The following is a 13642-nucleotide window of genomic DNA, read 5'->3' on the forward strand; positions in this document are numbered from 1 at the left end:
CTTGCAGTTGTAAAACTTCCTCTTCGCTTAAATCTACAACATACTTTTTTGCCATGCTCAACCCCTTTTTTGACTAGTTTATCAATTAGAGGGGCTTACCCAGCAAAAATGCCTTGGTGGACTACTAGATCTAGTAGCAATGCTGTGATACTGATTGATGCTCATCAAATATCCCCCACGAGGGGAATAATATCTCTTGTTTTAAGCAATTAATTGCACAGATGTCACTTCAACAGTACTATGTGTACTATCTAAATAGGATAATTTCTTTAGACAACAGATCATCTATTGCTGATTTAACAATAGAATTAGTTTGACCACTACAAAATTCATCCTCTTTCCAGCTGAGATATTAGCTTGAGCTATAACCCTTGCACACAGCTTTGTAATATTGACATGGCATATTTATCAATAAATTTAATCAATACTCTCTTACAGCGTGAGCAGCACTGTTATTCTTCAGTTTGCTCACGATAGCTTTCGCCATATCGTTTTCATATCAATAACATAATTAGAATTGACGAATTAACTATGCGATTAAAAGATCAGCTTATTGATTTGCCTACTTTATATCATGTTATTGATCGTTCTCCATTGACGATTAGCCCTGATAGATGTGTAGTCGAAGCCATTGCGTTGATGAGTCAGGAACGAAGTAGCAATTATCGGCTGAATAATTTAAATTCGTCATGTGATTCAAGCGTTTGGAGTCAGCAAGTAAGTGGCTGTGTCTTGGTCGTGGAGCGATCGCAGTTATTGGGAATATTAACTGAAGAAGATGTAGTAAAAATTACAAATACTCATAGAGATTTATCTACAGTAACAATAGCTGAGGTGATGAGGCAGCAAGTTATTACCCTCACACAATCAGATTCTCAGGATATTTTCACAGCCTGGTCATTATTGCGTCAGCATGGAATTCGCTATCTACCCATTTTGGACTTAAAGCAGCAATTAGTCGGAATCGTCAGTGAAACTACCTTGCTGCACGCATTTGATCTCGTGAAAGTAATTGGGGTTGTTGAAGGATTACAGCAATATTTACAAGAACCCACAGATGAATCAAAGCCTACTGATCAGCAAATAGAGGAAGTATGCTGCCAAACTCACAATTATTTAAAACGATTGGTTGAGGAAGAATCAGCCTCAGTCATGCAAGTCAACAAGGAACTTCAGCGAACTCTCGAAGAACTCAAGGTAGTAGAAGAGGAACTGCGTCTACAAAACGAAGAACTGTCTGCGGCTCGTGAAAAAGTAGAATCACAGCGTCAGCGTTACCAGGATTTGTTTGAATTTGCTCCAGATGGTTACTTGGTAACTGATACAACCGGGATCATCATAGAGGCTAACCATGCAGCAGCAACCTTGCTTTGTGTGCAGCAAAAATATCTGGTAGGCAAACCATTGATTTTGTTTATTGCTCAGCCAGACCATCCGACCTTTATCGCCCAACTGAATAGTTTTCAACAGACACAGGACTGGGAAATTTATCTACAGCCGCGAAGAGGTACACCATTTCCGGCAAGTATCAGCTTAGCTGCCGTGTATGATTCACGGGGCCGGCGAGTTGGTTGGCGCTGGTTGCTCTGCGATATCACCGTACGCAAACAGGCAGAGGAAGTACTGCGCCGAGCCACTGAGGAATTAGAAAAACACGTGGCTGAACGCACAGCTGAACTTGTTGTATCTAACACGCTGTTGCAAGAAGAAATCAGCGAGCGCCAACGCGCCGAGGAAGCATTGCGGCAAAGTGAAAAACTCTATCGCCAGCTAGTTGAAAGCCAAACCGATATGATTATCCGCATAGATATGCAAGGAAAGATTACTTTTGCTAATACAGCGGCATGTCAAACATTAGGCTGGCAATTGGATGAATTGCGTGGTCAGTCGTTATCTCAGTTTTTCCATCCAGATGAATTGCCTCAAGCGATGCAATATGTGAGAGCCATCCTATCGCCACCTCATTGCTTGAATATTAGAGAACAACGCACACTCACAGTCAACGGTCTTCGCTGGTTTGAATGGAACCTGTCCGCAATTAAGGATGAAACAGGAGAGGTGTTTGAAGTTCAAGGAGTTGGAAGAGATATTACTGAGCGCAAGCAGATGGAGGAAGCACTGCGGGAAAGCGAGGAAAAATTTCGTCATTTTGCCGAAAATACCCACGCACTCATCTGGATTGGGAACCCAGAAACGGGAGAAAACCTGTATGTTAATCCTGCTTATGAAAAAATTTGGGGTCGCTCTTGTCAAAGTCTGCGTGACCAGCCTAACTCTTGGGTAGACGGGGTGCATCCAGAAGATCGCGATCGCTTGATGGCAAAATTAGAGCGACAGAAACGTGGTGAAGCCACTAGTGAAGAATATCGCATTTTGCAACCTGATGGATCGATGCGTTGGATCTGGGATCGCGGCTTTGCCATGCAAAATGAACAAGGGTATGTTTATTCCTGTGGTGGCGTCGTCGAAGATATCACAGAACGCAAGCAAGCAGAAGAGTCACTGCGCCAGAGTGAGGCGCGATTGAGTTTAGCCCTGGAAGCTGCCCACATGGGTATATGGGACTGCAACTTGATCACCAATCACACTATTTGGTCTGACAATATGGGGCCACTACATGGTTTGCCAAGCGGTACTTTGTGTCCAAACTATGAAGATTATCTCAATTTAATTTATCCAGAAGACCGAAAACCTAGGGAAGAGGCTTTAGCTCAGGCTATTGAAGAAGGAAGCGGCTGTGTGGATTATCGAGTAGTCTGGCCCGACGGCAGCCTACACTGGTTAAATTGCAAAGGTCAGGTATACCATGATGAAATCGGTCAGCCGATACGGATGATCGGCACAAGTAGGGATATCACAGATCGCAAGCAGGCTGAGAAAGCACTCATAAAAAGCGAAGAACGCTATCGTTCAGTCGTGACGGCCATGCAAGAAGGTGTTGTGTTAAAAGCCGCTGATGATTGCAGAATAATCGCCTGTAATACCAGCGCTGAGCGCATTTTGGGGCTTACCGCCGACGAGATGATCGGACGCACCCCCCAAGATCCCTGTTGGCAAGTGATTTGTGAAGACGGCTCGCCCTTCCCTAGTGAAAATTATCCATCATTAGTCAGCTTACGTACAGGCAAACCTTGTTCAAATGTAGTTATGGGAATCTACAAGCCCAATGGACAACTAGCCTGGATTTCGATTAATTCCCAACCCCTGTTTCAAGATAATAACCCAATCCCTTATGCAGTAGTTGCTTCATTTTCTGACATTAGCGATCGCAAGCAAGCAGAACAGAAAATTTATGAACAAGCAGCTCTGCTTGATATTGCCACTGATGCAATTTTAGTTCGAGATTTCAAAAGCCAAATTTTATTCTGGAATAAAGGTGCAGAGCGTCTGTACGGTTGGCAAGCAACGGAGGCTGTGGGAAAGAATCCCCAGGAGCTTTTATACAAAAAAACTTCGCCAGAATTAGAAATAGCTTTAACAAATGTAGTTGAATTTGGTTCGTGGCACGGTGAGTTAAATAAAGTTACGAAATCTGGTCAGGAAATTATCGTAGAAAGTCGCTGGACATTGATGCGCGATGCTGCTGGAGAACCCAAATCAATTCTCAGCGTTGACACTGACATCACAGAAAAGAAACAACACCAAGCCCAATCTTTTCGCACTCAGCGATTAGAAAACCTTGGAACTATTGCAGGTGGAATTGCCCACGACTTGAACAATATACTGACACCAATTTTGGCAGCAGCTCAATTAGTACAAGGAAGATTTGCCCAGGATGAGGAGCGTTCTAAGCAACTGCTAGCGCTTGTAGAAAGCAACGCCAATCGCGGTGCAGATTTAGTCAAGCAAGTCTTGTCTTTTACGCGAGGATTTAAAGGAGAGCACACAATTGTCCAACCAAAACACCTGATTTCAGAAATTACCCAGATTGCTCAGACATTTCCTAAATCGATTGAATTTTACACAGACATACCACAAGACCTTTGGACTATCTCTGGAGACTTTACACAACTGCATCAAGTGCTGATGAATCTGGTAGTAAATGCCCGTGATGCTATGCCAGATGGCGGTAGTATCACAATTTCTGCACAGAATAAGTTTATTGATGATGCCTATGCCAAAATGAATCTTGAAGCCACAGTTGGGCCTCATATTGTAATTACTGTTGCGGATACTGGAATTGGGATGCCGCCAGAAATATTAAATAGAATTTTTGAGCCATTTTTCACCACAAAAGATGTCAGCAAAGGTACGGGACTAGGTCTTTCAACTACGCTCGGCATTATTAAAAACCACGGCGGTTTTGTCAAGGTGTCTAGCCCAGGAATTGGACAGGGTAGCCAATTTAGGCTGTTTTTCCCAGCGGTGCAAGCAACCCAAACCTTGAGTACAGACAACCTAGATATGCCTCAAGGGCAGGGAGAATTGATTTTAGTTGTAGATGATGAAGATCAAATTCGCAAGATTGCTACAATCATCCTGGAAAACCACAACTACAAGACTCTCATTGCCAGTAATGGAATCGAGGCGATCGCACTCTATGCCCAGCACAAGCATAAAATCAATACTGTACTGATGGATATGATGATGCCAGAGTTGGATGGCATCACCGCTATCCGCACCTTGCAAAGAATGAACCCACAAGTTCAAATCATTGCCTGTAGCGGACTACACTCAACTGAGTTTTTCACTCAAGCTACTGGGCCTGATATCCAAGCATTTTTATCCAAGCCCTACACAGCCAGAGAGTTATTAACTAGCTTACACCAGATACTTCGAGGTTAAAGGGAGAACAGGGGAGTAGAGGGGCAGGGGAGCAGGGGAGTAGGGGAGTAGAGGGGCAGGGGAGCAGAGGGGCAGGGGGAGAACAAATAGTGACTGTTGACTGTTGACTGTTGACTGTTGACTGTTGACTGTTGACTGTTGACTGTTGACTGTTGACTGTTGACTGAATTTTAAGATGCATAAGTTTTTAATTGGATGATTCCCTCACAAGTTCCTCAAATTGTTTTCCTAAATTTAGACTGTAATACCATTTCACAAAAATCCTAATACAACTTCCCCAGCTTACCTAGATAAATTTCAGCCTTTACCCTTTACCCTTTACCGAAGGGTATTGCAGTGAGTGGACAAAGCTTTTCCTTTTTATTACTGGGAATTTGAGTCTGATGAATATTGTTGGGAAAATTGATGATTTAGCGATCGCTGGACAAATGACCCTAGAACAGTTAAAACAAATAGCTGATGAGCATTATAAACTTCAAAAATTTCTCATTTATACTTTCTCAGGAGAATATCAGACCTTAACTTAAAAAAAAATAACAATTTAAAATGCAAAATAGGTATTGAAAAATGTCTAAAACTATTGTTAATTTAACAATGCCGTTTGTTGTTCAAGAAATTGAGGATATTTTAGAACAATATCCTCGTCATCCTTATCAAGAAGCTTTTGCAAACCCTGATTTTAGGCAAAATTTGATTGCTTATACTTTAAATAGAATTCCTAATCATTATCTAACAGTTGATGAACAAGAAAAAGAGCATTTGATAAGTTCAGACTCCGTACGTTACTGTCTCGAACAAACCGTACATATAGAAGCCATCATTCATCAAGGAATTGAAGAAATTTTATCTGAGAAAGCAGAGGAGATAACTCGGCATATTCCAGACGCAGTTGATCCATCCCATGTTCCATCTGATTGGTTTGGCTAGTCTTATAATTCGCTCTGGGGCCGTGCCCCGCTCCGCTCTAAGCGTAACTATGGCGTTGGCTTTGGCGTAGCTGACGCAAGAGAAGAGAAGGCTTGACGTAATTGGTATACCACCAGCATTTTGTTGATTGGGAATGGGTGCTCTATTTAAGCCGTGATGTACTAACTAGTGATAAATGCCTGTAAAAACGTGAATTTTTGATAAACGGAATTAAAATTATTAAGAACAAGAAGTACAAAGCTTTTATAACTAGTACATCATGGCGGAAACTAAAAACACATATTATTTGACACTTTTAACTCCGCATATTTCTGCAAAGAGGTAAGCCATGCGTACGTCTCATATAAAAGCGGAACTAGTTGTGATTATGCAGCTTATGAAGTCTGAACGAAGATAACTCTGTAATCTTTGTGTCTGAATAAAGTGGTCTATTACTGTCTTGGTCTTGGCGATCACGCTGTTTTTTGTCTAAAGTTTCTAAATAATCCAGTTTATTATTACCTAAAACTTTAGATGCTTGTCTACCAGGATTACTTAAGGTAGAATTCATGGTTGTTTGTACTTGATGGTTAGCTCCGCTTGGAGGCGGAACTTGGCTATTTTCTTTTATTAAACGACTGTAAGTGCGTTGGGGAATAAAGTGGAGTGGATTGTAACCAACGAAACGCAAAATTAGTACACAAGCCCAGGAATATCGACCATCGACAATAGCTTCGATGACCTGATTCAATTGTTCTGGACTAATGGCTTTATAGTAATTTGCCTGAGAAGAAGGAATTTGGTAGTTCATAACTAACCCTAATGTGACTTGCCTAAATTTAAATTGCTAAACTGAACCCACCATCTCATAGTCATTAAATAGAAGCGGGCAAAATGTCTGCAATGCGGTAATGACAGATGATAATTTCGGCAGTGGTTATCTGAACAGCCTGAAACATGATAGTTTGATGATTAGACATCTTGCAAACAAACGCTATGAAAATTCATAGTAGTTTAGCTTCAACCGCTAAGATTTTGGTGGAGAAATTTGCAAAAAAATAGTTACTTGATATACAGAATACTATTTTTCTATATTCACTTCAGCCAAGTTGGCACATTTTTTTTGAACCCACTAGGTAAAATCATAAATTTTCAGAACTAAAAAAACCAGATATTAGAAAGCTAAGCACATCTGGAGTCTTGAAGATAGAACAAAAAGGCGATCGCAAAAAATGGTTCTATTGCAACAATCATCCCAAGCAATAGGCTTTCCTACTTACTGTTCACGCGGCTGCCTCCCTGTTGTAGCAACTGGCGCGACACAGAGAGAAGTTGCTTAACTGAACTATATTGGATTTTATAGCAGTCGAAGTATGGGTTAGGACAATGTTGATTGCTCTAAGCCTTGTAAACGCGAAGCGGCTTCCCGTAGGGTAGTACTTGGATTTATACTTAGGACGGGCTAAACCATAGCTATCCGCGCTTCAGGACTCAGCACTTTGCTATAGTCCTACACTGCGTAGACGCACAGCTGCTTGTCGCCGGATATCTCCTCTATCTCTTGAGAACTTGTCTTTAGCATTGCGGTGATTATGTCAGCAGTGACAGGGTGACTAAAATAAAACCCTTGACCTTCGTGACATCCTTGCATTTGTAAGTAATCAAGCTGTTCTTGAGTTTCCACGCCCTCTGCCGTAATATTCAACCGCAGGCTCTTTGCTAGAGCAATGATGGCATTGGTCACGGCTGCGCTATCAGGATTTGATGTCACATCCTGCACACGCCCCCTTAGTGGTTTCCCCTAAACCCAATTATGTTTACTGTTTACCGTTTACTGTTAACTGTTAAACATCCTTTTGTTAAGATTAGGATTTACGCACTGAAGGCTGAAACCTAGATCCCCCCTAGCCCACGCCAGTCGCTCATGGGGAGCCACCCCCTTGCGGAGGTTTCCGACGCTCGTTCGCGCAGCGTGTCGCAGACAAGACTCGCTCTCAGCGTTGGCGCAGCCTCAAAGTAGAGAAGCCATGCCGTAAAGCCTGCGGCATGGCTTCGCTTAAGGCGAAGCCTCTCGTTCACGAAGTGTCTCCGATAGGAGAAGAGAAGGCTTTACGCTGCGCTATCCGTTGTGGGGAGTGGCGTGGAAACCCCCTTGGCGCTAGCCTCTCCCTTTGGGAGAAGACCGCGCTGGCTCCCCTTCAAAAGGGGGGAATTTATAAAGCCCCCTTTTTAAGGGGGTTGGGGGATCTGAGTGCGTAAGTTCTGAAGATGTTTTCGATTCACGAACTAGTGGAATTTATTCCACTGAGAATAAATCGATCTGGGGTTATATATTATGCTTCCCAATCTGCCTATCTACTTCATCTCTAATCCTATATAGTTTCAATAAAGCCCACATTATAGACAATTTGGTTATAAAAGTTGTCTTTTATACGAGCAATTATTGGTACAGTAAATTCATATAAATAAATTTTTATTATCAGCAAAATTAACTAGATACGTACACACTCCAATGAGAGGTTGTTTGAAAAGTGTTTCTTTGTGACTTTAGGCATTTTTAGATCCCCCCTAGCCCCCCTTTTTAAGGGGGAACCGGAATCAAAGTCCCCCTTTTTAAGGGGGATTTAGAGGGATCTAAAAATTTTGATACTGACAAGAGAATTTTTCAAACATCCTCTGAGGATATAGAAGCAAATGAAGGAATTTTGATTTTTGATTACAATGGAACAGCGCAATTTGCCAAAGAATATAACCTGTGCTGTTGCAATCCAGGTGTTCATCGGTCAGCGTGCTGTCTACCCACGTAAATTCAGAAAATACTCTATGATTAATCAACTCCAGGATTACAATCCTAGCGGCATAGGTGAAATCAATGGCAATCTCTTGGGTTTGCCATTCGACTACGAATCTGCAAATCTGATTGTCTTTGGCGTCCCGTGGGAAGTCACCGTTTCCTATGGTGCTGGCACTGCCAATGGCCCACAGCAAATTCTGGACGCTTCAACTCAACTGGATTTGTTTGATTTCGATCATCCTGATGGCTGGAAACAGGGAATTTTTATGCCAGAAATTTCCCAAGATATTTTAGAGAAAAACAAATACTATCGCGCCGAAGCTGCAAAAATTATCGAACGATTAGCACAAGGTAAACAACTTGCAGATTCACCAGATTTAACACCTGTTTTGACAGAAATTAATCAAGCAAGTCAACAAGTAAATCAATGGCTATTTGCACAGTGCAAAGAAGCAATTAATAATGGGAAGCGAGTTGCAGTAATTGGGGGTGATCATAGTTCACCTTTAGGTTATTACCAAGCATTAGCAGCTAAATATTCCAACTTTGGGATTTTGCACATTGACGCACACGCAGACTTACGCGATGCTTATGAGGGATTTGAGTTTTCCCATGCATCTATCATGTTTAATGCGATGAAGCTACCGCAAATTTCTAAATTAGTACAGGTAGGCTTGCGCGATATTTGTCATGATGAAGTGCAAATAATTGATCATAGCGATCGCATTGTTGCTTATTACGACCCAGCGATTAAACAAAAGCTTTACTCTGGAACGACTTGGATTGATTTGTGCCGCGAAATTATCAGTCATTTACCAGAATACGTTCACATTAGCTTTGATGTAGATGGTCTTGATCCAAAACTCTGTCCAAATACAGGTACTCCTGTTCCTGGTGGACTGGAATTAGAGCAAACATTTTGTCTGTTCCGGGAATTAGTAAATAGCGATCGCAAAATCATTGGCTTTGATATCTGCGAAGTCGGTGATGCTGAATGGGATGGCAATGTAGGTGCGCGGATTGTTTATAAACTGGCGAATTTGATGGATTTATCTCAGCGGTGATAATTCTTAATTTGAGAGCATAATTATAAAACTTCTCTTCGGTATAAATTGCTGATGCTTTCGTGGTTATGCTCAAAGGTTAGATTCCTTATGTCAATTCAAGCTATGTGATATTTGCGATCGCTCGAACTCGACAATAATTCATAAAGCAGAGTGACAATGACACCGAACCCAAGGTAATGCTATGACAACAGTACTTCCACCGTCTCTCACTCTTAAAGAATTCCTCAAACTGCCGGAAACCAAGCCAGTCAGTGAATTCATTGACGGTCTAATTTACCAAGATTTCCTGTACCAATTCAACCTACCTCGATAGACGATCACACTTTCTTGTGAGAAATTAAAGATAGATGAGACAAGTAATTTAAAATTATGGATAGAAAACTTTGAGTGCAATATCTATGAGTAGATTTTTATGATTTTTGATTTCTTGTTCATTCCAAGTTGCATTTTTTGCTATATTTCTAGTCAATAGTACCGTTGATGCTTGATAAAGTGACCTTTTTACATCAAAAGGGTCATTTCCACCTATGGTATTCTGTGCTGGGTCTAAGATAGTTAGATTTCCCAATGTATTTTTTAATGGTTCCAAATTTTCTGCTTTGAAATTTTTAGCATTTTGTGGATATATATGTTCAATGGAAGTTCCAGCAAAGTCGTAGACCCTGCTTTTATCTTTACATAATGGAGTTCCCGTACTGCCATCCTGATACCATTGATAGTAATACTCTAAAGTCATCAAAAAATATTTAAGAGGTTTATTACCACCAGAATCTTTATATTCTAATGTTTCAAGACCGTTTTTAAATGTAAAACTTGATGCTTTTGAGTTAATTAAATTTTGTAATTTATGCCTTAATGATGAGAGATCATAAGAACTTGAATTATCCCTGATAGCACGCGATTCTTCATAATAAATACTTTTTAATGATGTAGCGTGCTGATTACATATTATTTTATATCTAAAATAAACTTTCTCTACAATCTGTACCATTTCCGAGAAAATCTTATGATCAAGTTGCGAAGCTGCTAGAAAGAGGGGGACAGATAAAGTATGATCAAGTTCTTTCAGAAGCAGATTTAAGCGAGTTCTATCCCAATTAGTTATTGGCTGTTGTAATTGATAGAGCCATTGTCCTTCTAGCAATTTTCTACACTTAAGAATATCTTCATGTATATTCTTGACTGTTTGATATATTTGTTTAGACTCACGATCTGTGAAGTTTTCTGTTTTATGTTCCTTATGTTCTGGTAAAAAACCATCGAGAAGATTATCAAATAGTTCATCTTGTTTAGCTCTCTTGCCCTTATAAGATTCATAAATCCAATTCAGATAATTTGCTGTATTAGACGGAGAATCGGCAAGTATTTCGTCCCAGAATTTTTCGCAACTATCTTGATAGTCATTGAAACCTTCTAAAATCTCTAAAATTTTTGCTTTTAATAAATCGCCAACTGTTAAATTTGTTCCTCTATCATTAATAACTTGAAATAATCTAAAAGCATCATCTTTACTATCAGTTACCATGTATAATATTGTAAAGTCATTATCTATAATATTTTGTAATATCTCAATATCATCCATTTTTCCTTCTATCTTTGATGGATTGATTATATGTCGTACCTCTTTTAAAAGCATTTGATATGCAATATTAATCTTTTGATGAGAATCTCTTGAAGGAGATGGATTCATCTCACGAATAAGTTCTCTGTAGAATGGATGATCCACTTTTGATAGTCTTATAACTTCAACAGAGTTTACCTTTCGTTGAACCTCTTGGCGGAACTCTACAAATCTTTCAGAGAGATCTTTGATACGTCCCTCTAATATGAATTCATTATTTGAATCTCCTGAACTCTTTGCTTGTTCTAGCAACTCTTTATATATCTTAATTAAACAAGACATCAGTAGTGTAAAGGTTGAAATTCTTTGTTGCCCATCAATAATTTCATATTCGTGTTGATTTACAGCTCCTGCAACAGAATATCTAACGCAGAGAACCCCTCCAAAAAAATGATTAACAGGTGTATGTGATTTTCTTCTCTCAAAACAGTTTTTCAAATCTTTGATAAAATCTTCAACCGATTCAGCTTCCCATGCATAAGCTCTTTGATACTTGGGGATAAAGAACATTGGTCTGTACTCAAAAATTTTCCCCACAGAAGTATATGCTGGTTCCATCTTCATATGAATAGCATCTGTATAAAATGTATTTAGTAGTTTACACGAATATTGTATCAATATAAACTCATCTAGCTAGAAGACAATAAAATCTAATTGGTGAAGATATTTGAAGGCGTAGTGCGGGATTTCATCAATGCTAACTTTTAACGTCATAGTCAACTCAGTTTCGGCTTATTTGTAGATGTTATTTAAAGTCTGTCAATTTGTAGGTAAGTAGGCCGGAATACACAGCCAAATATTTATTCTTAGTGAAGCGATCGCAAATAACCTCTGCAACACAGGTACACAAGTAGCGGTAAAATTATCATCCATCCGTCATCTGCTACCCCTTGACGCCCATGTATTGCGACTACCTGGTACAAATCCTGACTGCCCGTGTGTATGATGTTGCCCAGGAAACACCACTGGAGTATGCCCCAAATCTCTCTGCACGACTGAATAATAAACTCCTGCTTAAGCGAGAGGATATGCAATCAGTATTTTCCTTTAAGCTAAGGGGTGCTTACAACAAAATGGCTAACCTGTCAACAGACTTACTGGCACAGGGTGTGATTGCTGCGTCTGCTGGAAACCATGCCCAAGGGGTTGCTCTTGGTGCTCGTCAGTTAGGAACACGAGCGATGATCGTTATGCCAGTAACAACGCCCCAGGTCAAGGTAGATGCAGTTAGAGCACGCGGGGGAGAGGTGGTTTTGCATGGGGATACCTACGATGATGCCTATACTTACGCCCGTCAACTGGAAGCGGAAAAAGGTTTAACCTTTATTCACCCCTTTGATGATCCGTATGTGATTGCCGGACAGGGAACAATTGGCATGGAAATTCTGCGGCAATGTCAGCAACCCATCCATGCAATTTTTGTCGCAATTGGCGGTGGCGGATTGATTTCTGGGATTGCAGCGTATGTGAAACGGTTGCGTCCCGAAATCAAAATTATTGGCGTTGAGCCAGTGGATGCTAATGCGATGTATCAATCGCTAAAAGCTGGACATCGGGTACGATTGCCTCAAGTGGGCTTGTTTGCCGACGGGGTAGCGGTGCGGGAGGTTGGTGAAGAAACTTTTCGTTTGTGTCAGCAGTATGTGGATGACATTATTTTGGTGGATACGGATGATATTTGTGCTGCAATTAAAGATGTGTTTGAAGATACACGCTCAATTTTAGAACCAGCAGGTGCATTGGCGATCGCAGCTGCCAAAGCCTACGCAGAACGGGAGCAAATCCAGGGACAAACGTTAATTGCTGTTGCTTGCGGCGCTAACATGAACTTTGATCGCTTGCGTTTTGTCGCAGAACGGGCAGAATTTGGCGAACGCCGCGAAGCCATCTTTGCAGTTACAATTCCCGAAGAACGGGGCAGTATTCGCCAGTTTTGTGAATGTATTGGTAGACGTAATCTAACTGAGTTTAACTATCGCATTGCCGATAAAACTGAAGCCCATATTTTTGTGGGTGTACAGATTCAAAATCGTGCTGACGCGGTAAAAATGGCAGAAACTTTTGAAGCCTGCGGGTTTAAAACGATTGACTTAACTGATGACGAACTGACAAAATTACACCTGCGCCACATGGTTGGTGGACATTCTCCTCTTGCCCACAATGAGTTACTCTATCGTTTCGAGTTTCCCGAACGTCCCGGCGCGTTGATGAAATTCGTCACTTCCATGAGTCCCAACTGGAATATTAGTATGTTCCACTACCGCAACAATGGGTCAGATTACGGGCGAATTGTCGTCGGTATCCAGGTTCCTCCCCAGGAGATGAAGGAGTGGCAAGCTTTTCTGGATACCCTTGGCTATCGCTATTGGGATGAGAACCAGAATCCTGCATACAAACTGTTTTTGGGCTAGAGGACTGGGGATTGGGTACTGGGGGCTGGGGACAAGGAAGACAAGGGGGACAAGGAGG

Annotated in this window: 7 protein-coding genes and 2 pseudogenes; 6 read left to right on the forward strand and 3 right to left on the reverse strand. The window is 41.0% G+C overall.

All coding sequences use genetic code 11. The annotated features are described in order from the left end of the window. Positions 1-531 precede the first annotated feature (531 nt). The 3 genes from FNW02_RS11230 (at position 532) to FNW02_RS11240 (ending at position 5712) form a co-directional block, all read left to right on the forward strand. Positions 532-4785 (forward strand): PAS domain S-box protein, encoded by a 4254-nt coding sequence (locus FNW02_RS11230; protein WP_191757636.1) that lies wholly within the window; start codon positions 532-534, stop codon positions 4783-4785. A gap of 383 nt (positions 4786-5168) precedes the next feature. Continuing rightward, on the forward strand, positions 5169-5312 hold the full coding sequence (locus FNW02_RS11235) for a hypothetical protein (protein ID WP_191757789.1): 144 nt from the start codon (positions 5169-5171) through the stop codon (positions 5310-5312). Positions 5313-5352: 40 nt separating this feature from the next. Beyond that, complete coding sequence (locus tag FNW02_RS11240; RefSeq protein ID WP_191757637.1) at positions 5353-5712, forward strand: late competence development ComFB family protein; 360 nt, start codon at positions 5353-5355, stop codon at positions 5710-5712. Positions 5713-6067: 355 nt separating this feature from the next. On the opposite strand, the gene FNW02_RS11245 is transcribed toward FNW02_RS11240, so the two are convergent. Together FNW02_RS11245 and FNW02_RS11250 are read right to left on the reverse strand one after the other, a co-directional pair. Continuing rightward, the gene (locus tag FNW02_RS11245) at positions 6068-6502 is read right to left on the reverse strand and encodes a HetP family heterocyst commitment protein (protein WP_191757638.1); all 435 of its coding nucleotides are present in this window, start codon (positions 6500-6502) and stop codon (positions 6068-6070) included. A gap of 699 nt (positions 6503-7201) precedes the next feature. Continuing rightward, positions 7202-7480: pseudogene (locus tag FNW02_RS11250) on the reverse strand (EAL domain-containing protein); the annotation flags it as partial. A gap of 1034 nt (positions 7481-8514) precedes the next feature. Here FNW02_RS11250 and speB point away from each other — a divergent pair. Together speB and FNW02_RS11260 are read left to right on the forward strand one after the other, a co-directional pair. Beyond that, a complete protein-coding gene (gene speB, locus FNW02_RS11255; RefSeq protein ID WP_191757776.1) occupies positions 8515-9549 on the forward strand; it encodes an agmatinase SpeB in 1035 nt (344 codons plus the stop codon). Between the two features lie 184 nt (positions 9550-9733). Continuing rightward, a pseudogene (locus tag FNW02_RS11260) lies at positions 9734-9832 on the forward strand (Uma2 family endonuclease); the annotation flags it as partial. 87 nt (positions 9833-9919) lie between these two features. On the opposite strand, the gene FNW02_RS11265 reads toward FNW02_RS11260, so the two are convergent. Then, entirely contained in the window at positions 9920-11731 is a 1812-nt protein-coding gene (locus tag FNW02_RS11265) for a DUF262 domain-containing protein (protein ID WP_225225584.1), read from the reverse strand. 341 nt (positions 11732-12072) lie between these two features. Between FNW02_RS11265 and ilvA the strand changes: the two genes are divergently transcribed. Continuing rightward, positions 12073-13584, forward strand: coding sequence for a threonine ammonia-lyase, biosynthetic (gene ilvA / locus FNW02_RS11270; RefSeq protein ID WP_191757639.1), 1512 nt, complete (start codon positions 12073-12075; stop codon positions 13582-13584). Positions 13585-13642: the final 58 nt, after the last annotated feature.

This window comes from Komarekiella delphini-convector SJRDD-AB1 (assembly GCF_014831675.1).
Classification (GTDB): domain Bacteria; phylum Cyanobacteriota; class Cyanobacteriia; order Cyanobacteriales; family Nostocaceae; genus Komarekiella.